The organism is Variovorax sp. N23 (genome assembly GCF_025486315.1).
Lineage (GTDB): Bacteria > Pseudomonadota > Gammaproteobacteria > Burkholderiales > Burkholderiaceae_C > Variovorax.
Genome location: NZ_JAOOPY010000008.1, coordinates 1 through 24,949, shown reverse-complemented (window position 1 = coordinate 24,949; position 24,949 = coordinate 1). Strand labels below are relative to the sequence as shown.

General features: G+C 64.9%; 25 protein-coding genes. 23 read left to right on the top strand and 2 right to left on the bottom strand.

Translation table 11 applies throughout. The features are described from left to right. Positions 1-5 precede the first annotated feature (5 nt). The 8 genes from N8A90_RS13910 to N8A90_RS13875 all read left to right on the top strand — a co-directional run bounded on the left by N8A90_RS13910 (position 6) and on the right by N8A90_RS13875 (position 7,789). On the top strand, positions 6-1,901 hold the full coding sequence (locus tag N8A90_RS13910) for a dipeptide ABC transporter ATP-binding protein (RefSeq protein ID WP_262075517.1): 1,896 nt from the start codon (positions 6-8) through the stop codon (positions 1,899-1,901). 55 nt (positions 1,902-1,956) lie between these two features. Beyond that, positions 1,957-3,495, top strand: a complete 1,539-nt coding sequence (gsiB, locus tag N8A90_RS13905; protein ID WP_262075516.1) for a glutathione ABC transporter substrate-binding protein GsiB — start codon at positions 1,957-1,959, stop codon at positions 3,493-3,495. A 25-nt stretch (positions 3,496-3,520) separates the two neighbouring features. Beyond that, on the top strand, positions 3,521-4,441 hold the full coding sequence (gsiC, locus tag N8A90_RS13900; RefSeq protein WP_262075515.1) for a glutathione ABC transporter permease GsiC: 921 nt from the start codon (positions 3,521-3,523) through the stop codon (positions 4,439-4,441). Positions 4,442-4,451: 10 nt separating this feature from the next. Continuing rightward, entirely contained in the window at positions 4,452-5,336 is an 885-nt protein-coding gene (gsiD, locus tag N8A90_RS13895) for a glutathione ABC transporter permease GsiD (protein WP_262075514.1), read from the top strand. A 2-nt stretch (positions 5,337-5,338) separates the two neighbouring features. Beyond that, complete coding sequence (locus N8A90_RS13890) at positions 5,339-6,400, top strand: P1 family peptidase (protein WP_262075513.1); 1,062 nt, start codon at positions 5,339-5,341, stop codon at positions 6,398-6,400. Continuing rightward, entirely contained in the window at positions 6,397-7,215 is an 819-nt protein-coding gene (locus tag N8A90_RS13885) for a M55 family metallopeptidase (protein ID WP_262075512.1), read from the top strand. The genes N8A90_RS13890 and N8A90_RS13885 overlap by 4 nt, the downstream gene beginning before the upstream one ends. 66 nt (positions 7,216-7,281) lie before the next feature. Beyond that, on the top strand, positions 7,282-7,557 hold the full coding sequence (locus tag N8A90_RS13880) for a BrnT family toxin (protein ID WP_262075511.1): 276 nt from the start codon (positions 7,282-7,284) through the stop codon (positions 7,555-7,557). A 10-nt stretch (positions 7,558-7,567) separates the two neighbouring features. Further along, positions 7,568-7,789: a BrnA antitoxin family protein gene (locus N8A90_RS13875; RefSeq protein WP_262075510.1), complete on the top strand. Its 222-nt coding sequence runs from the start codon at positions 7,568-7,570 to the stop codon at positions 7,787-7,789. A gap of 9 nt (positions 7,790-7,798) precedes the next feature. Here the strand turns inward: N8A90_RS13875 and argC are convergent, their stop codons facing one another. Then, positions 7,799-8,722, bottom strand: coding sequence for an N-acetyl-gamma-glutamyl-phosphate reductase (argC, locus tag N8A90_RS13870; protein ID WP_262075509.1), 924 nt, complete (start codon positions 8,720-8,722; stop codon positions 7,799-7,801). A gap of 176 nt (positions 8,723-8,898) precedes the next feature. Between argC and sucC the strand changes: the two genes are divergently transcribed. The 11 genes from sucC to istB all read left to right on the top strand — a co-directional run bounded on the left by sucC (position 8,899) and on the right by istB (position 19,835). After that, positions 8,899-10,062 carry an ADP-forming succinate--CoA ligase subunit beta gene (gene sucC, locus N8A90_RS13865; RefSeq protein WP_262075508.1) on the top strand — a complete coding sequence of 388 codons (1,164 nt, stop codon included), beginning with the start codon at positions 8,899-8,901 and terminating at the stop codon, positions 10,060-10,062. A 10-nt stretch (positions 10,063-10,072) separates the two neighbouring features. After that, on the top strand, positions 10,073-10,966 hold the full coding sequence (gene sucD, locus N8A90_RS13860; protein WP_262075507.1) for a succinate--CoA ligase subunit alpha: 894 nt from the start codon (positions 10,073-10,075) through the stop codon (positions 10,964-10,966). 87 nt (positions 10,967-11,053) lie between these two features. Next, entirely contained in the window at positions 11,054-11,740 is a 687-nt protein-coding gene (locus tag N8A90_RS13855; RefSeq protein ID WP_262075506.1) for a TerC family protein, read from the top strand. A 29-nt stretch (positions 11,741-11,769) separates the two neighbouring features. Beyond that, the gene (locus N8A90_RS13850) at positions 11,770-12,582 is read left to right on the top strand and encodes a Stp1/IreP family PP2C-type Ser/Thr phosphatase (RefSeq protein WP_262075505.1); all 813 of its coding nucleotides are present in this window, start codon (positions 11,770-11,772) and stop codon (positions 12,580-12,582) included. Between the two features lie 64 nt (positions 12,583-12,646). Further along, entirely contained in the window at positions 12,647-13,300 is a 654-nt protein-coding gene (locus tag N8A90_RS13845; protein ID WP_262075504.1) for an FHA domain-containing protein, read from the top strand. Positions 13,301-13,336: 36 nt separating this feature from the next. After that, entirely contained in the window at positions 13,337-15,607 is a 2,271-nt protein-coding gene (locus N8A90_RS13840; protein WP_262075503.1) for a CHASE2 domain-containing protein, read from the top strand. 16 nt (positions 15,608-15,623) lie between these two features. Next, a complete protein-coding gene (locus N8A90_RS13835) occupies positions 15,624-16,433 on the top strand; it encodes a 3',5'-cyclic-nucleotide phosphodiesterase (protein WP_262075502.1) in 810 nt (269 codons plus the stop codon). 232 nt (positions 16,434-16,665) lie between these two features. After that, the gene (locus N8A90_RS13830) at positions 16,666-17,175 is read left to right on the top strand and encodes a pilin (protein ID WP_262075501.1); all 510 of its coding nucleotides are present in this window, start codon (positions 16,666-16,668) and stop codon (positions 17,173-17,175) included. 86 nt (positions 17,176-17,261) lie between these two features. Next, entirely contained in the window at positions 17,262-17,420 is a 159-nt protein-coding gene (locus tag N8A90_RS13825) for a hypothetical protein (RefSeq protein WP_262075500.1), read from the top strand. Positions 17,421-17,515: 95 nt separating this feature from the next. Continuing rightward, the gene (gene istA / locus N8A90_RS13820) at positions 17,516-19,039 is read left to right on the top strand and encodes an IS21 family transposase (RefSeq protein WP_262075499.1); all 1,524 of its coding nucleotides are present in this window, start codon (positions 17,516-17,518) and stop codon (positions 19,037-19,039) included. Next, positions 19,032-19,835, top strand: a complete 804-nt coding sequence (gene istB / locus N8A90_RS13815; protein ID WP_262075497.1) for an IS21-like element helper ATPase IstB — start codon at positions 19,032-19,034, stop codon at positions 19,833-19,835. The genes istA and istB overlap by 8 nt, the downstream gene beginning before the upstream one ends. A gap of 309 nt (positions 19,836-20,144) precedes the next feature. Here istB and N8A90_RS13810 read toward each other — a convergent pair whose 3' ends face one another. After that, positions 20,145-20,384: a plasmid stabilization protein gene (locus tag N8A90_RS13810; RefSeq protein ID WP_262075496.1), complete on the bottom strand. Its 240-nt coding sequence runs from the start codon at positions 20,382-20,384 to the stop codon at positions 20,145-20,147. Between the two features lie 429 nt (positions 20,385-20,813). Here N8A90_RS13810 and N8A90_RS13805 point away from each other — a divergent pair, with 429 nt between their 5' ends. The 4 genes from N8A90_RS13805 to N8A90_RS13790 all read left to right on the top strand — a co-directional run bounded on the left by N8A90_RS13805 (position 20,814) and on the right by N8A90_RS13790 (position 24,796). Next, positions 20,814-21,794, top strand: coding sequence for a hypothetical protein (locus N8A90_RS13805; protein ID WP_262075495.1), 981 nt, complete (start codon positions 20,814-20,816; stop codon positions 21,792-21,794). A 230-nt stretch (positions 21,795-22,024) separates the two neighbouring features. Next, entirely contained in the window at positions 22,025-23,161 is a 1,137-nt protein-coding gene (locus N8A90_RS13800) for a tetratricopeptide repeat protein (RefSeq protein WP_262075494.1), read from the top strand. Between the two features lie 24 nt (positions 23,162-23,185). Beyond that, the gene (locus N8A90_RS13795) at positions 23,186-23,629 is read left to right on the top strand and encodes a hypothetical protein (protein ID WP_262075493.1); all 444 of its coding nucleotides are present in this window, start codon (positions 23,186-23,188) and stop codon (positions 23,627-23,629) included. 36 nt (positions 23,630-23,665) lie between these two features. Next, on the top strand, positions 23,666-24,796 hold the full coding sequence (locus N8A90_RS13790) for a hypothetical protein (protein ID WP_262075492.1): 1,131 nt from the start codon (positions 23,666-23,668) through the stop codon (positions 24,794-24,796). Positions 24,797-24,949 lie beyond the last annotated feature (153 nt).

Here is a 24,949-nt window from a genome sequence, read left to right as displayed (position 1 = left end):
TCGCCATGTCTGCCGTCCTCACCGCGCCACCGCCTGCCCTTGCTTCCGCTTCCACGCTGACCTTGCCCGACAGCCAGGTGCTGGCGGTCGACGACCTCACCGTCCGCTTCTCGACCTCGGAGCGCGTCGTCGACGCGGTGCGCAACCTCTCGTTCCACGTCGAGCGCGGCGAGACGCTGGCCATCGTCGGCGAATCGGGTTCGGGCAAGTCCGTGACCTCGCTGGCGCTGATGCGGCTGGTCGAATACGGCGGCGGCCGGATCATCGACGGCCGCATGGCCTTCCGCCGCCGCAACGGCCAGGTGCTCGACCTGGCGCGCGCGTCCGACGCCACGATGCGCGGCATCCGCGGCGCCGACATCGCGATGATCTTCCAGGAGCCGATGACCTCGCTGAACCCCGTGTTCACCGCCGGCGACCAGATCGCCGAGGCCATCGCGATCCACCAGAACAAAGACCGCGCCGCCGCGCGCGCCGAGGCGCTGCGCATGCTCGAACTGGTGCGCATCCCCGAAGCGAAGAACGTGCTCGACCGCTTCCCGCACCAGCTCTCGGGCGGCATGCGCCAGCGCGTGATGATCGCGATGGCGCTGTCGTGCAAGCCGTCGCTGCTGATCGCCGACGAGCCGACCACCGCGCTCGACGTGACCATCCAGGCGCAGATCCTCCAGCTCATCCGCGAACTGCAGACCGAGATGCAGATGGGCGTGCTCTTCATCACGCACGACATGGGCGTGGTGGCCGAGGTGGCCGACCGCGTGCTCGTGATGTACCGCGGCGACAAGGTCGAGGCCGGCCCGTCGGAAGCGGTCTTCGCGCAGCCGCGCCATGCCTACACGCGCGCCCTGCTGTCGGCCGTGCCGCAGCTGGGCGCGATGCGCGGCACCGACCTGCCGGCCAAGTTCGAGCTGCTGCGGGTCGACGAGAACGCCACGCCGACCGCCGCCGTGCCGCAAGACACCGTGCGCCAAGACCAGCCGCCCATCCTGCGCGTCAAGGACCTGGTCACGCGCTTCGACCTGCGCAGCGGCATCCTCGGCCGCGTCACGCGCCGCGTGCATGCGGTGGAGAAGCTGAGCTTCGACCTGCACGCCGGCGAGACGCTGGCGCTGGTGGGCGAGTCGGGCTGCGGCAAGTCGACCACCGGCCGCTCGCTGCTGCGCCTGGTCGAGAGCCAGCGCGGCGCGATCGAATTCAACGGCCGCAACATCCTTGAACTGCCGAAGAAGGACGTGCAGGCGCTGCGCCGCGACATCCAGTTCATCTTCCAGGACCCGTTCGCCTCGCTCGACCCGCGCGTGACGGTGGGCTACTCGATCATGGAGCCGCTGCTGGTGCACGGCATCGCCAGCGGCGACGAAGCGCAGGCGCGCGTGCGCTGGCTGCTCGAGAAGGTCGGCCTGCCGGCCGACCATGCACAGCGCTACCCGCACGAGTTCTCCGGCGGCCAGCGGCAGCGCATCGCCATCGCGCGCGCGCTGGCGCTGAACCCCAAGGTCGTGGTGGCCGACGAATCGGTGTCGGCGCTGGACGTGTCGATCCAGGCGCAGATCGTCAACCTGCTGCTCGACCTGCAGCGCGAACTGGGCGTGGCCTTTCTCTTCATCTCGCACGACATGGCCGTGGTCGAGCGCGTGAGCCACCGCGTGGCCGTGATGTACCTCGGCCAGATCGTCGAGATCGGCCCGCGCCGCGCGATCTTCGAGAACCCGCAGCACGACTACACCAAGCGCCTGATGGCCGCGGTGCCGGTGGCCGACCCGACGCGGCGGCACATCGGCCGCACGCTGCAGAAGGGCGAGATCCCGAGCCCGGTGCACCCGGTGGGCTACGAGCCCGACGTGCAGCCGCTGGTCGAGGTCGGCCCGGGCCACTTCGTCGCGCGGCATCCGGTCGTCTGACCCGTTTCAGTTTTCGTTTTCATCCCCACCCAACCGACTTCAAAGGAGTCTTCGCATGTTCACCCAACGCCTTTCCCGAATCGCAGGCGCGCTGGCCCTGGCCGGTGTCGCGCTGTCCGCCCATGCCGCCAAGGACATCGTGGTCGCTGTGCAGTCGAACTTCACGACGACCGACCCGTACGATGCGAACGACACGCTGTCGCAGGCCGTGGCCAAGTCCTTCTACCAAGGCCTCTACGGCTTCGACAAGGACATGAAGATGGTGCCGGTGCTCGCCACCGGCTACACGGTCAGCCCGGACGGCCTGGTCTACACGATCAAGCTGCGCAGCGGCGTCAAGTTCCACGACGGCACCGACTTCAACGCCGAAGCGGTGAAGGCCACCTTCGACCGCGTGACCAACCCCGACAACAAACTCAAGCGCTACAACCTCTACAAGAACATCGCCAAGACCGAAGCGGTCGACGCGACCACGGTCAAGTTCACGCTCACCGAGCCCTTCTCGCCGTTCATGAACACGCTGGCGCATCCGTCCGCCGTGATCATCTCGCCGGCGGCGCTCGCCAAGTTCGGCAGCAAGGGCATCGCGCAGAACCCGGTCGGTACCGGCCCCTTCAAGTTCGTCGAATGGAAATCGACCGACTACCTGAAGGTCGCCAAGTTCGACGGCTACTGGCGCAAGGGCTACCCGAAGGTCGACTCGATCACCTGGCGTCCGGTGGTGGACAACAACACGCGCGCCGCGATGATGCAGACCAACGAGGCGCACTTCGCCTTCCCGATGCCGCCCGAAGCCGCACAGAACCTGCAGGGCAAGCCCAGCCTGGAAGTGACGGCCGCGCCGTCGATCATCCAGCGCTACATCTCCTTCAACACGCAGCAGAAGCCCTTCGACAACCCGAAGGTGCGTGAAGCCATCAACTACGCGATCAACAAGGAAGCGCTGGTGAAGGTGGCCTTCTCGGGCTACGCGATCCCGGCCGAAGGCGTGCTGCCCAAGGGCGTCGACGGCGCGGTCAAGCTGGGCCCGTGGCCCTACAACCCGACCAAGGCGAAGGAGCTGCTGAAGGAAGCCGGTTACCCGAACGGCTTCGAGAGCATCCTCTGGTCGGCCTACAACTACACGACCGCGCAGAAGGTGATCCAGTTCGTGCAGCAGCAGCTGGGCCAGGTCGGCATCAAGGTGCAGGTGCAGGCGCTTGAAGCGGGCCAGCGCGTCGAACGCGTCGAGAGCGCGCAGGACCCGGCCACCGCGCCGGTGCGCATGTACTACGTGGGCTGGTCCTCGTCGACCGGTGAAGCCGACTGGGCGCTGCGTCCGCTGCTGGCCTCCGAGTCGTTCCCGCCGAAGCTCTTCAACACGGCTTACTACAAGAACGACGAGGTCGACGCCGGCATCAAGAAGGCGCTGGTGACGACCGACCTGCCGGCCAAGGCGAAGATCTACGCGGACGTGCAGCAACGCATCTGGAAGGATGCACCCTGGGCGTTCCTGGTGACGGAGCAACTGCTGTCGGTGCGCGCGCGCAACCTGGCCGGCTTCTACGTGATCCCGGACGGCAGCTTCAACTTCGACGACGTCGACCTGAAGTAAACGCGTCAACGTAGTTTCCGCGACGATGACTTCCTACATCCTCAAGCGCCTGCTGGGTCTGCTGCCGACGCTCTTCATCGTCGCGGTGCTGGTGTTCCTGTTCGTCCACATGCTGCCGGGCGATCCGGCGCGGCTCGCGGCGGGCGTCGACGCCGGCCCCGAGACGGTCGAACTGGTTCGCCAGGACCTGGGGCTCGACAAGCCCCTGCCCCAGCAGTTCCTCAACTTCTTCGTGAACATCGTGCAGGGCGACTTCGGCACCTCGCTGCGCTCCAAGCGCCCGGTGTCGACCGAGATCGCCGAGCGCTTCATGCCCACGCTGCTGCTCACCCTCACCAGCATGGTGTGGGCGGTGGTCTTCGGCATGGTCATCGGCATCGTGTCGGCCGTGTACCGCAACCAATGGCCCGACCGCATCGGCATGACGCTGGCGGTCTCGGGCATCTCCTTTCCCGCCTTCGCGCTGGGCATGCTGCTGATGCAGGTGTTCTCGGTGCAGCTGGGCTGGCTGCCCACCGTCGGTGCCGACTCGTGGCGCCACTACATCCTGCCCTCGCTCACGCTGGGGGCCGCCGTCGCGGCCGTGATGGCGCGCTTCACGCGCTCGTCCTTCATCGAGGTGATCCAGGAAGACTTCGTGCGCACCGCGCGCGCCAAGGGCGTGAGCGAGAAGTGGGTGGTGCTCAAGCACTGCCTGCGCAATGCGCTGATTCCCGTCGTCACCATGATGGGCCTGCAGTTCGGCTTCCTGCTCGGCGGCTCGATCGTGGTCGAGGCCGTCTTCAACTGGCCGGGGCTGGGCCGTCTGCTGGTCGACGCGATCGAGATGCGCGACTACCCCATCATCCAGACGCTCGTGCTGCTGTTCTCGCTCGAGTTCATCCTGATCAACCTGGTGGTCGACGTGCTGTATGGCTTCATCAACCCGACCATCCGCTACAAGTGAAGCCCCGACCATGACGACTTCTTCCACGGTCGCTGCCGACCACACGGTGCGCACGCCCTGGCGCGAGTTCTGGCGCAAGTTCCGCATGCAGCATGTGGCCTTCGGCGCGCTGATCTTCGTGGGCCTGCTGGTGCTGATCGCGGTGCTCGCGCCGTGGATCGCGCCCTACGACGCCGAGAATTTCTTCGACTACGACCGCATCAACCAAGGCCCGTCGCTGGTGCACTGGTTCGGTGTCGACCCGCTGGGCCGCGACATCTTCAGTCGCATCCTGATGGGCACGCGCATCTCGCTGGCCGCGGGCTTCTTCTCGGTGGTGCTGGGCGCCATCGTCGGCACCGTGTTCGGTTTGCTGGCCGGCTACTACGGCGGCTGGTGGGACCGTATCGTCATGCGCATCTCCGACGTGCTCTTCGCCTTTCCGGGCGTGCTGCTCGCGCTCGGTGTGGTCGCCATTCTCGGCAGCGGCATGGTCAATGTCGTGATCGCCGTGTCGGTGTTCAGCGTGCCGGCCTTCGCGCGCCTGGTGCGCGGCAACACGCTGGTGCTCAAGAACCTGACCTACATCGAGGCCACGCAGAGCATCGGCGCGAGCGACCGGACCATCCTGCTGCGGCACATCCTGCCCGGCACCATCTCGGCCATCGTCGTGTACTTCACGATGCGGCTGGGTACCTCGATCATCACGGCGGCGAGCCTGTCCTTCCTCGGCCTGGGCGCGCAGCCGCCGACGCCGGAGTGGGGCGCGATGCTCAACGAGGCGCGTGCCGACATGGTCAACGCGCCGCACGTCGCGCTGTTCCCGTCGCTCGCGATCTTCCTCACCGTGCTGGCCTTCAACCTGCTGGGCGACGGCCTGCGCGACGCGCTCGATCCGAAGATCGACCGGCTGTAGCCATGGCCCTCCCGGTCCCGCGCATCGGCAGCTTGCCTTCGGGCACGCGCGATGCAATCACCGACGTGGCGGGCGTCACCGTCGGCCACGCGACGCTCGACGAAGGCGACGTGCACACGGGCGTGACCGTGGTGCGCCCGCACGGCGGCGACCCGTACCTGCAGCGCGTGCCCGCGGGCTTCGCGGTGCTCAACGGCTTCGGCAAGAGCGTGGGGCTGGTGCAGGTCGAGGAGCTCGGCGTGCTCGAGACGCCGATCGCGCTGACCAACACCTTCTCGGTGCCGGCCGTCGCCGCCGCGCAGATCCGCCAGTGCGTCGCGGCCCACCCCGACTGCGGCCGCGACCTGCCGACGGTGAACCCGCTGGTCTTCGAGTGCAACGACGGCTTCCTCAACGACATCCAGCGCATGGCGGTGGGCGAGGCTGACTATCTGCGGGCCTGGTCGGACGCCGGCGAGGTCTTCGCGCAAGGCTCGGTGGGGGCAGGGCGCGGCATGACCAGCTTTGCGCTCAAGGGCGGCATCGGCAGCGCCTCGCGCCGCAGCGGCGCGCACACCGTCGGCGCGCTGGTGCTGGCCAACTACGGGCGGCTCGACAACCTCGTCATTGCCGGCCACGCGGTCGGCGCGCAGATCGCGACGCAACTGAGCGACACGCCGCCGGCCGGGCCCGAGAAGGGCTCCATCATCGTTCTGATCGCGACCGATGCGCCGCTGGACGCGCGCCAGCTGCGCCGGCTGTCGCTGCGCGCCGGCGCGGGCCTGGCGCGCACCGGCTCGGTTTTCGGCCACGGCAGCGGCGACATCGCGCTGGCCTTTTCGACCGCCTACACGCTGCCGCAGTGGCCGACCGCGCCCATGCCCGCCGTCACGCTGCTGCACGACGCGCTACTCGACGGCCTGTTCCAGGCCGTGGCCGACAGCGTGGAGCAGGCCATCCTGCACGCGCTGTGGCGGGCGAGCGCCTTCGTCGGGCGCGACGGCCACGTCCGGCCGGCGCTGACCGAGCTGCTGCGCGACTGGCCGCACGCTGCCTTCGCCCCCTTCACCTTCAAGCCCTCATGAAAATCCTGATCTCCACCGACATCGAAGGCGTGGCCGGCGTCTACCACCCGCAGCAGACGCGCGCGGGCAATGGCGAATACGAACGCGCCCGCCGCTGGATGACCGACGAAGCCAACGCCGCCATCGCCGGTGCCTTCGACGGCGGCGCGACCGAGGTCTACGTGAACGACTCGCACGGCGACTTCCGCAACCTGCTGCCCGACGCGCTCGACCCGCGCGCGCAGGCGATCCAGGGCAAGCCGCGCTACCTGAGCATGGTGGCGGGCGTGGAGCTGGGCATGGACGGCGTCTGCATGGTTGGCTACCACGCGCGCGCGCAGGGCGCCGGCATCCTCGCGCACACCATCAACAGCTTCGCGTTCGCAGCCATCGAGTTCGACGGCCAGCCGATGAGCGAGGCCGGTCTCTACGGCGCGCTCGCCGGTGAATACGGTGCGCCGGTCTTGATGGCCAGCGGCGACGACCTGTTCATCGCCGAGAACCGGCCGCTGTTCCCGCATGCGACCTTCGTGCAGACCAAGCGCGCGACGGGGCAGACCAGCGGCATCTCGCTGTCGCCCGCGCAGTCGTGCACGGCGATCCGTGCGGGCGTCGCCGAGGCGCTGGCCGCGCGGGCAGCGGCCCGGCCGCTCGTGTGGCCGACGCCGCTGCGCGTGACGCTGCGCACGCAGACCCCGGCGCTGGCCGACCTGTTCTGCCAGTGGCCCACCTTCGAGCGCGTCACGCCGGTCGAACTGCGCTTCGCCGCACCGAGCGTCGAGCATGCGGTGCGCATGCTCAACAGTTGTTCGGCGATGTCGGCCATGCTGCGTTGATGCGACGCGCCCGGCAAGCGCCGAAACAAGCTTGCCCAGTCAGGTTATTGTAGATACGATAACCTCGTGCGAATCAGGTTCGACCCGGCCAAGCGAGACAAGACGCTGGCGGAGCGCGGGCTGGACTTCGCCGATGCCGCTCAGGTCTTCGCCGGCGTGACACTGGAGGTGGAAGACATCCGGCAGGACTACGGTGAGCCACGCATCATCTGCTATGGCCTCCTGGACGGCCGGATGGTGGTCGTGGGCTACACACCGCGTGGCGCGGATCGCCATGTCTTCAGCATGAGGAAAGCCAATGAACGCGAACAAGCCCGCATCACGCCCCTCCTTCAAATCTGACCTGAATCGCGTGGACGCGCATACCGTCAGCGCTGGCGAGTACGACGAGCTGCCCGAACTCACGGACGGCATGCTGGCCCGCGCCAAGGTCAACAAGGGCGGTCGACCGGTGTCGGCGCACCCGCGCAAGCTGATCTCGCTGCGCTTGCCCGTCGACGTCATCGAGCGCTGGAAGGCGACCGGCCCTGGCTGGCAAACCAGAATGGCCGAGCGGCTCAGCCAAGGCCACTAGCAGAGGCGCTCAGAGCCCCAGCATCAGCTTGAGGTTCTGCACCGCCGCGCCGCTGGCGCCCTTGCCCAGGTTGTCGAGCCGGGCGATCACCACGGCGTGGCGATGGTCCTCGTTCGGGAAGACGCGCAGTTCGAGCTGGTTGGTGTCGTTCAGGGCCGTGGGCTCGAGCTTGCCGTCCGGCGTGGGCGGCAGCACCGTGACGAACTTCTCGGGCGTGTTGCTCTGCGCGTAGTGCGCGGCCAGGGCGTCGTGCAGGTCGGCCGCCTTGGGCCGGCCCGGCAGGTCGTCCAGGTGCAGCGGCAGCTGCACCAGCATGCCCTGCTTGAAGTTGCCCACCGAGGGGATGAAGACCGGCCGGCGCGTGAGGCCGGTGAACTTCATGATCTCGGGGATGTGCTTGTGCTTGAGGCCCAGCGCGTAGGTCTCGAAGGGCGGCGCCTCGCCCTGCTCGTAGGCCTCGATCATGGTGCGGCCGCCGCCCGAGTAGCCGCTGACGGAGGGCAGCGCGATGGGGAAGTCGGCCGGCAGCAGCCCGGCATCGACCAGCGGGCGCACGATGGCGATCGCGCCGGTGGCGTAGCAGCCGGGGTTGCCCACGCGCTGGGCCTTGGCGACCGCCTGCCAGTGGCCTTCGGCCAGCTCGGGGAAGCCGAACACCCAGTCGGGGTGCGTGCGGTGCGCCGTCGAGGCGTCGATGATCTTGGGCTTCCTGCCCGGCAGCTGGTCGATGAGCGCGACGGATTCGATGGCCGCGTCGTCGTGCAGGCAGAGGATGACGAGGTCGACACCGGCCATCAGGTCGCGCTTGGCGTTCGCGTCTTTTCGCAGCTCGGGCGCGATGCTGACGAGTTCGATCTGGGGCATCTTCGCGAGCCGCTCGCGAATCTGGAGGCCGGTGGTGCCGGCTTCGCCGTCGATGAAGACCTTGGCCATGGTGGTGGGTACCGATGAGGGGCTACGTGATGACCGCAGGCGCGCAGGCGCCATTGGTGCGGCGCACCATGATACAGTCGCCTGTTGTTCGCCGCCCCCGCCCTGCGGAGCGCCGTGGCCCGCGAACAACAGCGCATCCCTCTCCTGTTTTCAACCTCCGTTCCGAGAGACACCTCATGAAGATTCACGAGTACCAAGGCAAGGAAATTCTTGCCAAGTTCGGCGTGCCCGTGCCGCGCGGCATTCCGGCATACACGGTCCAGGAGGCGGTCGAGGCCGCCCAGAAACTTGGCGGCCCCGTGTGGGTGGTCAAGGCCCAGATTCACGCGGGTGGCCGCGGCAAGGGCGGCGGCGTCAAGGTCGCCAAGAGCATCGAAGACGTGAAGAAGCTCGCCGGCGAGATCCTCGGCATGCAGCTCGTCACGCACCAGACCGGCCCCGAAGGCCAGAAGGTCCGCCGCCTGTACATCGAAGACGGCGCCGACATCCAGAAGGAATACTACGTGTCCGCCGTGACCGACCGCGCCACGCAGAAGGTCGCGTTCATCGCCTCGAGCGAAGGCGGCATGGACATCGAAGAAGTGGCGCACTCGTCGCCCGAGAAGATCATCACTGTCTACGCCGACCCGCTGCTGGGCCTGACCGACGCGCAAGCCAAGGAAATCGCCGACGGCATCGGCATTCCGGCCGACTCGACCGCCCAGGCCGTCGACGTGTTCAAGAAGCTCTACACCTGCTACATGGAGACGGACGCCTCGCTGGTCGAGATCAACCCGCTCAACCGTGACAGCAAGGGCAACATCATGGCGCTCGACGCGAAGTTCAACTTCGACCCGAACGCGCTGTTCCGCCACCCCGAGATCGTCGCCCTGCGCGACCTCGACGAAGAAGATCCGGCCGAAGTCGAAGCCTCCAAGTTCGACCTCGCCTACATCTCGCTGGACGGCAACATCGGCTGCCTGGTCAACGGCGCCGGCCTGGCGATGGCCACCATGGACACCATCAAGCTGTTCGGCGGCGAGCCGGCCAACTTCCTGGACGTGGGCGGCGGTGCCACCCCCGAGAAGGTGACCGAGGCCTTCAAGATCATGCTCAAGAACAAGAACGTCAAGGGCATCCTGGTCAACATCTTCGGCGGCATCATGAAGTGCGACACCATCGCCACCGGCGTGATCGCAGCCTGCAAGGCCGTGAACCTCTCCGTGCCGCTGGTCGTGCGCATGAAGGGCACGAACGAAGTCGAAGGCAAGAAGATGCTGGCCGATTCGGGCCTGCCCATCATCAGCGCCGACACGATGGCCGACGCGGCCCAAAAAGTGGTTGCGGCAGTCGCCAAGTAAGGAACAAGTCATGTCGATCTACATCAACAAAGACACCAAGGTCATCACCCAGGGCATCACCGGCAAGACCGGTCAGTTCCACACGGAAAAGTGCCAGGAATACGCGAACGGCAAGAACGCCTTCGTCGCAGGCGTGAACCCGAAGAAGGCCGGCGAGTCGATCTTCGGCATTCCGATCTTCGGTTCGGTGAAAGAAGCCGCATCGCAGACCGGCGCCACCGTGTCCGTCATCTACGTGCCGCCACCCGGCGCCGCCGCCGCCATCTGGGAAGCCGTCGAAGCCGACCTGGACATGGCGATCTGCATCACCGAAGGCATCCCGGTCAAGGACATGCTCGAAGTGCGCAACAGGATGAAGGCCAAGGAAGCCGCCGGCGGCAAGAAGACGCTGCTGCTCGGCCCGAACTGCCCCGGCCTGATCACGCCCGACGAGATCAAGATCGGCATCATGCCCGGCCACATCCACCGCAAGGGTCGCATCGGCGTGGTCTCGCGCTCGGGCACGCTGACCTATGAAGCCGTGGCGCAACTGACCGAAATCGGCCTCGGCCAATCGTCGGCGGTCGGCATCGGCGGCGACCCGATCAACGGCCTCAAGCACATCGACGTGATGAAGGCGTTCAACGACGATCCGGACACCGACGCGGTCATCATGATCGGCGAGATCGGCGGCCCGGACGAAGCCGACGCCGCCCGCTGGTGCAAGCTCAACATGAAGAAGCCGGTCGTCGGCTTCATCGCCGGTGTCACGGCGCCTCCGGGCAAGCGCATGGGCCACGCCGGCGCGCTGATCTCCGGCGGTGCCGACACGGCCGATGCCAAGCTCGCCATCATGGAAGAGTCCGGCTTCACCGTGACGCGCAACTTCTCGGAACTTGCCAAGCTGCTCAAGGCCAAGCTGTAAGACTCGCGTTTCGCACCACACACAAACGAAGAGCGCTCGCAATCCAATTGCGGGCGCTTTTTCTATACATAACAGTGGAATAGAGACATGGAACTCCTTCAAAGCGCCGACTTCTGGATCGGCCTGATCAAGATTGTCTGGATCAACATCATTCTTTCGGGCGACAACGCGGTGGTGATCGCGCTGGCCGCCCGCTCGCTGCCGCCCGCGCAGCAGAAAAAAGCCGTGCTCTTCGGCTCGGGCGCGGCCGTGGTGCTGCGCATCGTGCTGACGGTGGTGGCGGCCAAGCTGCTGAGCCTGCCCTTCCTGCAGGTCGTCGGCGGCCTGCTGCTGCTGTGGATCGGCCTGCAACTGCTCGGTGACGAGGAAGAGGGCGAAGGCGAAAGCAAGGAATACGGCAGCCTCATGGCGGCCGTGCGCACCATCCTGATCGCCGACCTCGTGATGAGCCTGGACAACGTGATCGCCGTGGCGGCTGCCGCACAGGGCGACACCACGCTGCTGATCCTGGGCCTGGCCATCAGCATTCCCTTGGTGATTTTCGGCAGCACGCTCATGATCAAGCTGATGGAACGCTTCCCCATCATCGTGATGCTCGGCGCGGCACTCATCGGCTGGGTCGGCGGCGAAACCATCGTCAGCGACGTCTTCCTGCGCGACGTGCTGGCCGCCAACCCGTGGCTGCACTACGCGGCTGCGGCTGCCGGCGCCGCCTTCGTGGTGTTCGTCGGGCGCTGGCTGGGGCGCCGCGGCGCCCACGCGCCGGCCCACTGACGCACCGCACGCCCTTGCCGTAGCCCCCCATGAACCGCCCTGACCTCACCCCTTCGTCCTCCGAGGACAGCATCCGGTCATGGGATTTCGCCGCGCTCACCGACGCGGGCCGGGTGCGGTCCAACAACGAGGACGCCATTGCCTTCGACGCCTCGCTCGGCCTGGCCATCCTGGCCGACGGCATGGGCGGCTACAACGGCGGCGAGGTGGCCAGCGGCATGGCGATCGCCCTGCTGCAGGCCAGCTTCGGGCGCTGGCTGGCGCATGCCGGTGTCGATGCGCATGTGCGGGCCATCAAGCGCGCCCTGCAGGCCGGCACGGACGAGGCCAATGCCGCGATCCTCGAGGCCGGTGTCGCGAACATGCAACTCCAGGGCATGGGCACGACGCTGGTGCTGGGCGCCTTCGGGCCGCAGCGGGTGGTGGTTGGCCACATCGGCGACTCGCGCTGCTACCGGCTGCGGGCCGGCCGGCTCGACCTGCTGACACGCGACCATTCGCTGCTGCAGGAGCAACTGGATGCCGGCCTCATCACGCTGGCGCAAGCGGCGCAGTCGCCGCACCGCAACCTCGTGACCCGCGCACTGGGCATCGAGGCCTCCGTCGACCTGGAGATGCACGACCACGAGGCGCAGGTCGGTGACCTGTACCTGTTCTGCTCCGATGGCCTCAGCGAGATGGTGAGCGACGGGGAGATTTGCACGCTTCTGTTACAAAATTGCGACTTATCCCAGAAAGCACTACTTTTGGTTGCAGCTGCGAACGACAATGGCGGCAGGGACAATATTTCGGTCGTCCTGGCGAGGGCTGCCGGTGATGAACTGGTGCGAGCCCAGGGGTAACGAGGCCCAGGAATCTGCCGTTCCACAGGCCCGCTGATACAAACAGGCAGTTCAGGAGTCGGCCATGCCGAAAATGATCGTTTCGATCGACGGGGTTGTCATCAAGGAGGTGACGCTCGCCAAGGACCGAACCACGCTGGGCCGGCGGCCTTACAACGACATCGTGATCGACAATCTGGCGATCAGCGGCGAGCATGCCGTGCTGCACATGATCGGCGGCGACGTCTACCTTGAAGACCTCAACAGCACCAACGGCACGTACGTCAATGCCCGCGCCATCAAGAAGCAGGCGCTGGAGAACAACGACGTCATCGAAGTCGGCAAGTACAAGATCCGCTACCTGGCCGGCGGCGAGCCGTGCGCCGTCGCGAGCGGCCCCGTGCGCGTCGGGCCCCCCATCACCTCCGGCCCCATTCCCCTGTCGAGCGCACCCACCGTGTCGTCGCCGCTGGGCGGGCCGGTCGCTGCGGCGGCCATCCGCGTGCTCTCCGGCGTCGGCGCCGGACGCGAACTATCCCTGGAGAAAGTCGTCACCACCATCGGCAAGCCCGGCGTGGCAGTCGCCGCCGTCACGCGGCGTCTGCACGGCTACGTCGTCGCCCCGATCGACGGCGGCACCACGCTCAATGGCGAACTGCTGGGCACCGAGGCCGTCGCCCTGCAGGATGGCGACGTGCTCGAGCTGGGCGGCACGCGCATGCAGTTCATCCACGCCTGAGGCGGCGCGGCCCCACCGAGATCGGCGCCGCGCGCCATGAAAGCGCTGCGCCGGCACTGGCTGCGCATCCTCATCACGCTGATTCCCGTGGCCATGGCCCTGGCCCATGCGACGGGCGCGTGGCGCTCTCCCTTCGTCGAGCCCTTCGACAACTTCATCTACGACAAGCGGCTGCGGCTGAGCATGCCGCGCACGCTCGACCCCCGCATCGTCATCGTCGACATCGACGACCCCAGCCTCCAGCAGCTGGGCCAGTGGCCGTGGAGCCGCGACAAGCTGGCGCGCCTGACCGACGAGCTCATGGGCCGGCAGCAGGCGGCCGTGCTCGGCTATGACGTGCTCTTCGTCGAAGCCGACGGCAGTTCCGGCCTGGCCACCCTGCGCGGCCTGGCCGAAGGCCCGCTGCGGCACGACCCCGCTTTCGCGGCGGAGTTGGAACGCATCGCGCCGAGCCTCGACTACGACGCCACCTTCGCCCAGTCCCTGGCCGAGCGGCGCGTGTCGCTCGGCTACTACTTCACGCAAACCGCCCAGCCGCATGCCAAGGGCGTGCTGCCGGCGCCGGTGCTGTCGACCGAAGCCTTCCCGCGCGGCCAGGCCTATGCCACGCGCTGGAACGGCTTCGCCGGCAGCATCGCACCACTGGCCGCCGCCGCGCCGGCCAGCGGCTTCATCAACGTGCTGATCGGCGTTAGCGAAGACGGCGTGGTGCGCGCCGCGCCCCTGCTCGCGCGCTACGACGGCGACGCCGCGACGCCGGGCTTCTACGAATCCCTGGCCCTGGCCATCTACCGCCAGGCGCGCGGCATGCCCGCGGTCCGGCCTTCGTTCGCGCCCCGCAGCCTGCCGAGCGCGCCGATCCTGCTGGAGGCGGTGGTGCTGAGTTCGTCGACGGCCGTGCAGTTGCGCGTGCCCGTCGACCAGAGCGCCAGCCTGCTCGTGCCCTACCGCGGGCGCGGCGGCCCGCGGGGCGGGTCGTTCCGCTACGTGGCCGCGGCGGACGTGCTGACCGGCAAACTCGCCCCCACCGAACTCAAGGGCAAGATCGTCCTGGTCGGGGCCACGGCCCCGGGCCTGCAGGACCTTCGTGCGACACCGGTAGGCGCCACCTTCCCTGGCGTGGAAGTGCACGCCAACATCATCTCCGGCCTGCTCGATGGGCGGCTGCCCTTCGTGCCCGACTACGCCCCCGGCTACGACGTGCTGGTGCTGCTCGTCGCCGGGCTCACGCTGGCCTTCGGCATGTCGCTGCTGCCCGCCTCGCGTGCCGTGCTGCTCGGCGCGGCCGTCGGCACCGTGGTCATCGGGCTGAACGCCGCGCTCTTCGCCAGCTTCGGCCTGGTGCTACCCCTGGCGGTCGCGTTGATGATGCTCGCCATGGCCTTCGTGCTCAACATGAGCTGGGGCTATTTCGTCGAGGCGCGTGCCCGGCGCGGCCTGGCAAGGCTCTTCGGCACCTACGTGCCGCCGCAACTGGTCGACGAAATGCTCGAGCGCCCCGAGCGCTACAGCATGCGCGCCGAGAGCAAGGAACTCACCGTCATGTTCTGCGACATGCGCGGCTTCACGCAGCTTTCCGAAACCATGGCGCCGGCCGAACTGCAGGCCTTTCTCAACGCCGTTTTCAGCCGGCTCACCGACATCATCAACGCCCACCGCGGCACCGTCGACAAGTACATGGGCGACTGCGTCATGGCCTTCTGGGGTGCGCCGGTCGACACGCCGGACCACGCCACCCTGGCCGTCCAGGCGGCCGTCGAGATGGCCGCCGCCGTGCGGGAACTCAACCTGACCCACCGCGAGGCCGGCCGCCCGGAGATCAGTGTGGGCATCGGCCTGAACACCGGCGTCATGAGCGTCGGCGACATGGGCTCCGCCGTGCGCCGCAGCTACACCGTCGTTGGCGACGCCGTCAACCTGGCCGCCCGCCTCGAAAGCCTCGGCACCCACTACGGCGCCCAGATCCTCGTGGCCGAGAGCACCCGGCGCGCCGCGCCCCTCTACGTCTGGCAGGAGCTCGACCGCGTCTACGTCCGCGGCAAGGCCCGCGCCGTGGCCATCTTCACGCCGGTCGGGCGCAGCGGCGACGTGGGCGTGGCCCAGCTGGCCCAGCTCGAGCGCTGGGCATTGGTGCTTTCGGCTTACCGCGCGCAGCAGTGGGCGGAAGGGCGGACCCTGCTGGCTCCTTTACTGGCCGGAGATACGAAAAAAGTCCTTTACCACCTTTACGCGAAGCGTTTAGCCTCCATGGCATTGCAGCCCAAGGACCCGGACTGGGACGGCGCAATCCGCTTCGACACCAAGTAACCGAGGGTCTTTCACAATGCAGGTGCGTGTGCTCGGCTGTTCCGGCGCCATCGCCAAGGACTGCCGCACGACATCCTTTCTGGTCGACGACGACCTCCTCGTCGACGCCGGCACCGGCGTCGGTGACCTCACGCTCGAGCAGATGGCCGGCATCGACGACGTGCTGCTCACGCATTCGCACCTCGACCACATCGCGGCGCTCCCGCTCATGATCGACGCCATCGCCTCCCGCCGGGCCCAGCCCCTGCGGGTGCATGCGCTGCGCGCCACCATCGAGGCCCTGCGTGCCCACGTCTTCAACAACGTCATCTGGCCCGACTTCGCCAGCATCCCCAGCCGCGAGGCACCCTTCGTCAGCTTCCACGACATCGCCATCGGCCAGACCCTGCAGCTCGGCGCCCGACGCCCCAAGGCCATCGAGGTGCTGCCCGCCGTGCACACCGTGCCGGCCTGCGGCTTTGCCGTGCGCTGCGCCAACGGCCAGGGGCCGCACTGGGTTTTCAGCGGCGACACCGAGCGCAACCCGCCCTTCTGGGACCGCGTGAACGCCCTCGACGTGGCCATGCTCGTCATCGAAACCGCCTTCAGCGACCGCGAGAAGGCCCTGGCCCAGCGCAGCCTGCACCTGTCACCCGCCAGCCTGGTCGACGAGCTGGCCCACATCGCGCCCGGCCGGCACTACCCCATCTACATCACCCACACCAAGCCGGCCGAAACCGGCGAGATCATGAGCCAGATCGACGCCATCACGGCCGACTGGCAGGCGCGCGGCGTGGCGCAGCACGACATCCGCTGGCTGCAGACGGCGAGCGTGCTGACCGTTTGAATCCGCTGGCGCGGCCGAAGGGACAGGCATCGTCACTATCGGCCGGCATGACAAGTTTTGTCAGGGCGTGAGGCGCGTGAACAACGAAATATGTCACTCTGTGTAAGCAAAGCGTGAAGAACTGCACGCGAAGAGGCGGTTACGGGGCTTCTGGCCCCTGGCACGGTAGCTGCGGAGAGAAGACTGCGCCGGGGCAACAACCCGGGCCCCGTCAACCAACCTGGAGTAAGTAATGAACCGTCATTCCATCGCACGCAACGTGCAAAAGGGCTTCACCCTGATCGAGTTGATGATCGTTGTGGCGATCATTGGTATCTTGGCTGCTGTGGCGCTGCCGGCGTATCAGGATTACACGATCCGCGCCAAGGTCACCGAAGGCTTGGTGTTGGCATCGTCTGCAAAGCAAGCCGTGGCGGACAATGCCGCCAACTCCAAGCCTTACGACGCAGGATTCACTCCTATTTCCGCTACAAATGCGACGAAAAATGTTTCCGCTCTGACTATCGCCAACGCCACCGGCCAAATCACGATCACTTACACCGCTGCAGCTGGTGGCGGCACTTTGATCTTGCGTCCTTACACTGGCATTCCTGCGACGCCGGTCGCACTGGTCGATTCCTCCACCGCAGGCTATGCACCACCCGGCGACAATATTAAGTGGGCATGCGGCGCCCTTGGTGCTGCCGCTCCTGCAGTGGCTGGCACTCTGGTCGCCAAGTACGCCCCGAGCGAGTGCCGCTAAGCGATTTTCAGCACGATTGCGAGCCGCCTTTGGGCGGCTTTTTCACGTCTGTCATTTAGTCATCATCTCGCAGAGATAAGCCTTTGATGGATGCTCATGCCAATCCGATAGAAGCTGCCCGTAAAGGCAATGCCAGTCAGGACGGATCAAACCTGAAGTGCGACACTCCAGATTTGATGAATCAGGGCGGAAGACCGGGAAGTTCTGAGCAGCAATTGTCAGTGTTGGCGCCGGCCGAAAATTGACCCATCTGTGAGGGTTGTACCGCTTCAAATTTGACCCGGGTGTTCAGCCTACCCTGCTGCTTTTTTAAGCGGTGGGGGTATGAGGAGTGATCACCATGGCCATGATTGGCAAGGTCCTGCGGATGCACCACCGCGAGAACAAATCGGTGCGAGAGATCGCCAGGGCGACGAGCCTGTCGCGCAACACGGTGAGGAAGTACCTGCGCACGCCGGTGGCGTCGCCACCGAGGTACGAGCGCCGCGCGGTTTCCACGAAGCTGACGCCGTTCGTCGAGATGGTGAAGACGGCCTTGCTGGCCGATGCGCGCCGTCCGAAGAAGGAGCGGCGAACGGCCAAGGCGCTGCTCAAGCAGATTGCCCAGGCGGGCTACGAAGGCGGCTATACCCAGCTGACCGACTTCATCCGCGCCTGGCGCGCCAGCCAAGGCGGCGTTGCAGTTGGCAAGGCCTTTGTGCCGCTGACCTTCGAGCTCGGCGAGGCGTTCCAATTCGATTGGAGCGACGAGGCGCTGGTGATTGGCGGGATCTACCGCAAGCTGCAGGTCGCGCACATGAAGCTGTGCGCGAGCCGGGCGTTCTGGCTGGTGGCGTACCCGAGCCAGGGCCACGAGATGCTGTTCGACGCCCACACCCGGTCGTTCGCCGCGCTCGGCGGTGTGGCGCGTCGGGGCATCTACGACAACATGAAGACGGCCGTGGACAAGGTGCACAAGGGGAAGGCCCGCACCGTCAACGCGCGCTTCGCGGTGATGTGCGCGCACTACCTGTACGACCCGGACTTCTGCAACGTTGCTTCGGGTTGGGAGAAGGGCGTCGTGGAGAAGAACGTCCAGGATAGCCGCCGGCGCATCTGGATCGACGCGCGTGAGCGGCGCTTCGCCAGCTTCGACGAGCTCAATGCCTGGCTGGGCGAACGCTGCCGGGCACTGTGGGAGGAAGTGCGGCATCCCGAGCACAAGCAGTTCAGCGTTGCCGAGATGCTCGAGCACGAGCGGGTGCAGTTGATGCCGATGCCGGCCGCGTTCGATGGCTACGTCGAGGAGGTGGCCCGGGTGAGCAGCACCTGCTTGGTGTCGGTAGCGCGCAACCGCTACTCGGTGCCGTGCGAGCTGGCCGGGCAGATGGTCAGCACGCACCTGTACCCGACGCGCGTGAAGGTGGTGGCCGGCGATGGCGTCGTCGCCGAGCATGAGCGTCTGACGGACAAGAGCAAGACGCGCTACGACTGGCAGCACTATGTGCCGCTGGTGCAGAGGAAGCCGGGGGCGCTGCGCAATGGCGCACCGTTCACCGATCTGCCCGAATCATTGCAGCGGTTGCGTCGTGCACTGTTGCGCGAGAGCGGAGGCGACCGGCTGATGGCCCGGGTGCTGGCCTTGGTGCCGACAGCGGGACTGGAGGCGGTGCTGGTGGCCGTGGACCTCGCGCTGGACGGCGCACCGCCCTCCGGGCGTGTGAGCGTCGAACACGTCATCAACGTGCTTGCACGCCTGAACGCGGCGCCGCGGCCAGAGAACGTGGAGACGCCGCTGCAGGTGATGACACCGCCGATCGCCGACACGGCGCGCTACGACCGGCTGCGCAACTTGAACAAGACAAGGGAGGCCGGTCATGCGTGACGTCATCGCTGAACTCAAGGCGCTGCGCCTGCACGGCATGGCCGGGACCTGGGCCGATCTGATGGAGCAGAACGCCGCCGAGCTGGAGCGTTCGCGCTGGCTGGTCGAGCAGATGCTGCGTGCCGAGACCACCGAGCGCGCCACGCGCTCGGTCACTCACCCGGTCACTCACCAGATGAACGCGGCGAAGTTCCCTGTGCACCGGGACCTTGCCGGGTTCGACTTCGAGGTGTCGCCGGTCGACCGCAAGCTGGTGGTGCAACTGGCCGAGATGGCCTTCACCGATGAGGCGCACAACGTCGTGTTGGTCGGTGGGCCCGGCACCGGTAAAAGCCATCTGGCGACTGCCATCGGCGTGGCGGGCATCACGAAGCATGGCAAGCGCGTGCGGTTCTACTCGACGGTCGATCTGGTCAATGCGCTGGAACAGGAGAAGGCTCAGGGCAAGGCTGGGCGCATTGCGGCGAGCATGCTGCGCCTGGACGCGGTGGTGCTCGACGAGATGGGCTACCTGCCCTTCAGCCAGGCTGGCGGGGCGCTGCTGTTCCACCTGCTCTCGAAACTGTACGAGCACACCAGCGTCGTGGTGACGACCAACCTGGACTTCGCCGAATGGAGCAGTGTGTTCGTGGATCCGAAGATGACCACTGCGTTGCTGGATCGGCTCACGCATCACTGCCACATCGTCGAGACAGGCAACGACAGCTACCGGATCACGCACGCCACGGCGAACTCGAAGAAGCGCATCAGGGCTCGCGAGCAGGAGCGCAAGGACTCGTCTGGAAACGCTCGTTGAACTGCCACGCACACGGGGACAAGGCGCTGCGGGCTTCGCCCTCCGCGCCTTCTTCGTGCAGACGATCTGACATCAGAAAGGAAAGCGAGAAAGCACGAAGGCGGTAGAGTTATACACAGCCGGCATCCACGATGCCGGCTTCCATCCCCGGGTCAAAGTTCAAACGGCAGGGTGGGTCAAAGTTCAACCGGCGCAGACATGCATAGACATCCATTACCGATTGGCGCCCTGTTTTTATACGATAAGGATTATGTTAAATAAGCTATCGACCATCCTAACATTATAGGTTATTTAAATCTTCCTGTCAGGCTATGGTGAGTCGTTCCAGGGGTTGACCAGTGGCACCCCTGACGCTTCGAAGTGCTTGACGTTGCGCGTTACCACCGTCGCGCTGTGCACCAGTCCTGTCGCGGAGATCAGTGGGTCGCGGTAGTCGCGGGCGTCGCCCCACGTCAGGCGCGCCGCTCGCCTGGCCACCAGGTGGTCGATCGGCAGAACCCGGCCGGCGAAGGCCGGCAACACCATGTCTTCCAACCAGCGATTCAGCACCGCTGCCTGCAGTTCGTCGCCGCGCAGCGCGACCTGGCTGATGCCGCGCTGGATCTCCAGCGAAGTCTGCTGGCGTGACCATGTCGTAGTTCATTGGCGGTCCTGTATCCATAGTACATTTGCACCATTGTGACGCCTTGTAACTTCGTCGAGAATTCCCCAAACTGATTTGAGGAAGCATCGCCCATTGGAACAGGAATCAACCTATGAAGCTTTTAGCCGTACCCGACAGCGCCTCGCTTGTATTTGCAATCGGCGCGAGCTTTGCGCAGTTAAATTTTCAGGGTATCAGGCAGGTGACTTAACTCTCGGAAAACGGTAGAACGAGGTCATATGCACTCAACTTCAGCACTCAAGTTACTGACCGCATGCCTTTTGTCGGTAATTTTCATATCTGGTCAAGCCGCCGCCACTTCTGATTTGACGCAAATGACCGAGCAACTTGATCAGTTGGACATGCTCGACTTTCAGGACGCGGTTGCGAAAGCTGAAAAATGCACGAAGGCACACGATTTCACTTGCACCGAGGCAAAACTGGCCAAAGCACGCAGGGTGGCAGTTGGTACGGCAGCCAAAAACACCCTGCGCCTGGCCGAAAAGAATCTTGCGGTAGAAAAAGAAGCAGTCGTCGTTGCGAAGCGCAAGGCAGAGGAAGAAGATGAAACCAGCTCGGCGAATCGAACGAAAGTTTGCGAGAGGGAATGTACGGGTAGGGACCTATATTCATTGTGTTTAGATGCGATTTGGAAAACGGACTACTTTGAAGAGATCCGAGCGAGATGCTCTGCACCTCAGCAGGCCAGAGAGGTCGAAACAGACTCCTCCCCTGGCGTGCTCGCTGCAGTGCAGGGCGCACTGGCCAACAGCCGCCAGTCGGCAGCGCAGCTAGCCGGCATCCACAACCAGATGGTCGCCAACCTCGCCCAGCAAGATGCAAATCGTCGTGAGGCGGCCCGCCGCGTTAGCGAAATCAATAACAGAGCGGTGGCAGCCGCCAATGAGCAGGCCGCCAGAAACAACGCACAACAGGCGGCTGAGCAAGCGCTGCAAGAGCGCGTGCAAGCCCAGCAGGTCGCTCAGCAACGCGCTGATGAGACACGTAAAACAGCATCGACCAGTTCTGAGGAAAAGGACATCTTTGAACCTAATCCGGATTTTGGCGGCAAGAATTGGCAATACGGGGGGGGCGAGGCGACTAGAACACCTGTTGCATCAAGGAATGAAGCGTGCCGCCAGGCAGAGCGCGATAGGGAACAACAGATTTCGATTAACGCGCAGGATCGGCGGGATTCTGGCGTTGCGCAAAGATCGAATTGCTCCTGCAGTTATTTCGCCAGAAATAAAGTCTGGTCTTGCCGAGTCTGGTTTTTGCCTGGAGCCCATTCGACTAGCAACTCGGCAGATCGATAGAAATGGCTGGACCCGAGCCGTGAAATCTGGAGTACACGGTGAGGTCTCCCAACCTCCCTATCTCGCTACCTCGTTCAATTTTCATAAACGGCTCGAATGCATACGTACCAGGGATGAAACAGAAGTACCGCTACCACTCTTGATGCGTTGCCAGTTTTGACCAAACTCACGATCAATTCACGATCAATTCACGATCAGGAAAATCCAGTATGCGTACGTGCAACTATTCCATGGCCTTGTCCCTTGCTCTTCTGGCGTCCTCGCCTTCCGCTTTTGCGCAAACGTCAGCCGCATTGCGCATCGCATGTGATGGCGAAAACGCTGGTGCGACAATCAGCATCAATGACGTGGTTAAAGGCGATTGCCCGGTGGATGTCTCGGTTGCACCCGGCAACATCCGACTGCGGGCCAGCAAAAAAGTGAATGAGGCGCAGGAGCGCGTATTTGAACGGGAATTCACGATGGCAGCCGGTACCGGCAAACGGGTCGATGTAGAGCTGGGAGAGCCCAGGGCCAGTCTTGCTGCCCTGAAGCGTATTGACGACGAAGTAGAGGCCGACGCCCGGCCAAAGGAGGAAGAGCAACTGCGCGCGCTTCCGGCGCTGATCAAGAAAGCCGAAGGGGGAGACTCGGCGGCCATGCTTCGTGCCGGCCAAGTGTATGAATGGGGTCTTGCGGGCAATGTTGATTTCAAGCAAGCCGCCAAATGGTATGAACGTGCAGCGCGGGCCGAAAACCCGGCAGGGATGTCCGCTTACGCCACCTACCTTTCCTCCTACCATAGCATGGGTGGCGTATCACGCAATCCCTCTGAAGCTATTGCAATGTGGGAAAAGGCCGCCGCGCGTGGAGACGGTTCAGCCATGAACAGATTAGGTTTTCTCCGGCTATTTGGAAGCGATGTGATGGGGGTTCCAGAAAATCGTGAACAAGCAAAAATCTGGTTTGAAAAAGGGGCGAATGCGGGAAATTACGAGGCAATGAACGCCTTGGTCAGCTGGAAATTGACTTCGGATAAGGCAGCAAGGGATCAGTTAAACAAAATGTCGTATCCAATTATGGAGTCTCTGGCTTTCGAGGGCTATCCAATAGCCATCAAATCGCTGGCGCTTGAGTACGAGTGGGGTGTTCTCGTTGCAATGAATCCAGAGCGCGCTAGAAAACTCTACGCTCAGTATTTGCGCTACGCAAAAAAAGCAGCGGCTTCTGGCGATCTGAATTCAGTTTTGATGCTGGCCTCGATGTACGAGGAAGGCAAGAGTGGCGCCCCGAAGGATAAGGCCGTGGCCGTACAACTGGCCCGCAAGGCTGCGGAGCAAGGCGATAAAGATGCAAATACGTACTTGCAGAAGTTGCTGGCGCCGTGATGCGCTGCATATCTTAGCAACCTGATGACAAACCTGCAGGCGCAACAGGCCGAGCGGCAAAGCCGCGCGCAGCAGCAGCCACGGCAACAACAACAGGAACAACAACGCGCCCCGGACCGCGCCCCCGCGCTGGCCAGCCAGCAACAGCAGCCAACAGCCGTCGCATCGAGCGAGTCGCAGGGCGGGCAGGCGCCGGCAAAATCCTATCCAGGCTACCCCAGAACGGAAGAAAGCACCTGGTGGGCTTCCGGAATCAACAAGGCTTCCATCGACGGCTGGTGCGCGAAATGGATCAAGCGTGTTCGCGACGACCTCAAGGCGGCCAACAACGAACTTGTCAGCACAGAAACCTGCGGATGCAAGCTGGATGCGAGCGCACCGACAAACTCTGTCGGCATGTTCGAGAAGGAGTACTACTGCCAGTTTCCGTATGTCATGAAGCTGAACAGCCCAGGCAACTCCCGTTGATTGTTTCACTCCAGAAAACCAGACACTCTCCAGAACATGACTTCACCCACTCTCCGGTTTGCCGCCTGCTTGCTCCTCACCGTCGCGAGCGCCGCACAAGCACAGACACAGACCCCGGCAAGGAAACCTCTCACGAAACAGCCGGCGAAGTCGGCCCCCGCGGCGCCCGTAGAAAAAGCCGTCCTGCGCGTCGGCTGCGAGGGTGATAGCGCAGGCGCTGAAGTCAGCGTCAATGGCGAGATTAAGGGTCAATGCCCGCTCGACATGCAAATCCCTGTGGGCGTGGTGCGCATCTGGGCGGCCAAGCCGGCGGGGCCGGACCGGGAGCGGGTGTTTGAAAAAGAGATGCGCCTGGGCACGGGCGTGGTCCAGCGGGTCGACATCGTTGTGGGCTGGTACCAGACGACCGCTGAAGCAATCAAACGCTGGGAGCGCGCCGCGAATGCGGGCGATGCGCAGTCCATGTACCAGCTGGGTTGGGCCTACGAATGGGGCACGGCCGGGGTCGTTGATTTTGCCAAGGCATCGGCCTGGTACGGACGGGCCGCGGAAGCGGGGAATGCCGCCGCCATGGAAGCGTACGGCGCAGCCATCGTCAGAGGCAGCGCGGCTGAAAAGTCACCGGAGGTTGCAAAAGCCTGGTTTGCAAAAGCCCTTGCCAAGGGCGACGGTGCCGCCCTGGCCTACCAGGCCATGCACTACAAGTACAGCAAAGACCCGCGGGAAGTGGCCCAGAGCCCCGCTCTCTATGCCAGGGCGGCGCAGGCCGGACAATGGGGTGCCCTGAATGAATTGCTGGACTCGGAACCTGATCCCGATAAAAAGCTCAGCCTGAGAAGGCAAATCAACCAGATCCAGCTGACCCTTGCTGAGGCTGGGAGCGCGCTCGAAATGCAAATCATCAGTTCCAGATACGCGCGTGGAGAGAGCGGGCTTCCCAAAGACACCGCCAAGGAAAATGCACTCTCGCAACGCATGTTCACGTATGCCGAAAAGGCAGCGGCAACGGGTGATGCGGAGTGGCTGAAGAAGCTTGCGGACTACTACCGGTTTGGATCGGATTGGAATCCCAAAGACAAGGTGATGGCTGAAAAGCTGTACCGGGAGGCGCTCGCCAAAGGCGAGCCGGACGCGCAGCGGGGCCTGGACATGTTGATGAAAGAGTAGCCAGCGCGAAGCCGTGGCCGTTCGTTCCATCCTCCACAAAAATCCCATGCATTTCCAGATGACTTCAACGGTTCGCTAACAGGCTGCTGAAATACTCCCCTCCAGTCGACGCGCGGCGCGGCACAAGCGTTGGAAGTTGATCCCCCGACAGTT

What these genes read in the sequence shown, in the direction of transcription:
- N8A90_RS13910 (WP_262075517.1), top strand. Translation starts at nt 6, where the DNA reads ATGTCTGCCGTCCTCACCGCGCCACCGCCTGCCCTTGCTTCCGCTTCC.
- gsiB (WP_262075516.1), top strand. Translation starts at nt 1,957, where the DNA reads ATGTTCACCCAACGCCTTTCCCGAATCGCAGGCGCGCTGGCCCTGGCC.
- gsiC (WP_262075515.1), top strand. Translation starts at nt 3,521, where the DNA reads ATGACTTCCTACATCCTCAAGCGCCTGCTGGGTCTGCTGCCGACGCTC.
- gsiD (WP_262075514.1), top strand. Translation starts at nt 4,452, where the DNA reads ATGACGACTTCTTCCACGGTCGCTGCCGACCACACGGTGCGCACGCCC.
- N8A90_RS13890 (WP_262075513.1), top strand. Translation starts at nt 5,339, where the DNA reads ATGGCCCTCCCGGTCCCGCGCATCGGCAGCTTGCCTTCGGGCACGCGC.
- N8A90_RS13885 (WP_262075512.1), top strand. Translation starts at nt 6,397, where the DNA reads ATGAAAATCCTGATCTCCACCGACATCGAAGGCGTGGCCGGCGTCTAC.
- argC (WP_262075509.1), bottom strand. Translation starts at nt 8,722, where the DNA reads ATGGCCAAGGTCTTCATCGACGGCGAAGCCGGCACCACCGGCCTCCAG.
- sucC (WP_262075508.1), top strand. Translation starts at nt 8,899, where the DNA reads ATGAAGATTCACGAGTACCAAGGCAAGGAAATTCTTGCCAAGTTCGGC.
- sucD (WP_262075507.1), top strand. Translation starts at nt 10,073, where the DNA reads ATGTCGATCTACATCAACAAAGACACCAAGGTCATCACCCAGGGCATC.
- N8A90_RS13855 (WP_262075506.1), top strand. Translation starts at nt 11,054, where the DNA reads ATGGAACTCCTTCAAAGCGCCGACTTCTGGATCGGCCTGATCAAGATT.
- N8A90_RS13850 (WP_262075505.1), top strand. Translation starts at nt 11,770, where the DNA reads ATGAACCGCCCTGACCTCACCCCTTCGTCCTCCGAGGACAGCATCCGG.
- N8A90_RS13845 (WP_262075504.1), top strand. Translation starts at nt 12,647, where the DNA reads ATGCCGAAAATGATCGTTTCGATCGACGGGGTTGTCATCAAGGAGGTG.
- N8A90_RS13840 (WP_262075503.1), top strand. Translation starts at nt 13,337, where the DNA reads ATGAAAGCGCTGCGCCGGCACTGGCTGCGCATCCTCATCACGCTGATT.
- N8A90_RS13835 (WP_262075502.1), top strand. Translation starts at nt 15,624, where the DNA reads ATGCAGGTGCGTGTGCTCGGCTGTTCCGGCGCCATCGCCAAGGACTGC.
- N8A90_RS13830 (WP_262075501.1), top strand. Translation starts at nt 16,666, where the DNA reads ATGAACCGTCATTCCATCGCACGCAACGTGCAAAAGGGCTTCACCCTG.
- N8A90_RS13825 (WP_262075500.1), top strand. Translation starts at nt 17,262, where the DNA reads ATGGATGCTCATGCCAATCCGATAGAAGCTGCCCGTAAAGGCAATGCC.
- istA (WP_262075499.1), top strand. Translation starts at nt 17,516, where the DNA reads ATGGCCATGATTGGCAAGGTCCTGCGGATGCACCACCGCGAGAACAAA.
- istB (WP_262075497.1), top strand. Translation starts at nt 19,032, where the DNA reads ATGCGTGACGTCATCGCTGAACTCAAGGCGCTGCGCCTGCACGGCATG.
- N8A90_RS13805 (WP_262075495.1), top strand. Translation starts at nt 20,814, where the DNA reads ATGACCGAGCAACTTGATCAGTTGGACATGCTCGACTTTCAGGACGCG.
- N8A90_RS13800 (WP_262075494.1), top strand. Translation starts at nt 22,025, where the DNA reads ATGGCCTTGTCCCTTGCTCTTCTGGCGTCCTCGCCTTCCGCTTTTGCG.
- N8A90_RS13795 (WP_262075493.1), top strand. Translation starts at nt 23,186, where the DNA reads ATGACAAACCTGCAGGCGCAACAGGCCGAGCGGCAAAGCCGCGCGCAG.
- N8A90_RS13790 (WP_262075492.1), top strand. Translation starts at nt 23,666, where the DNA reads ATGACTTCACCCACTCTCCGGTTTGCCGCCTGCTTGCTCCTCACCGTC.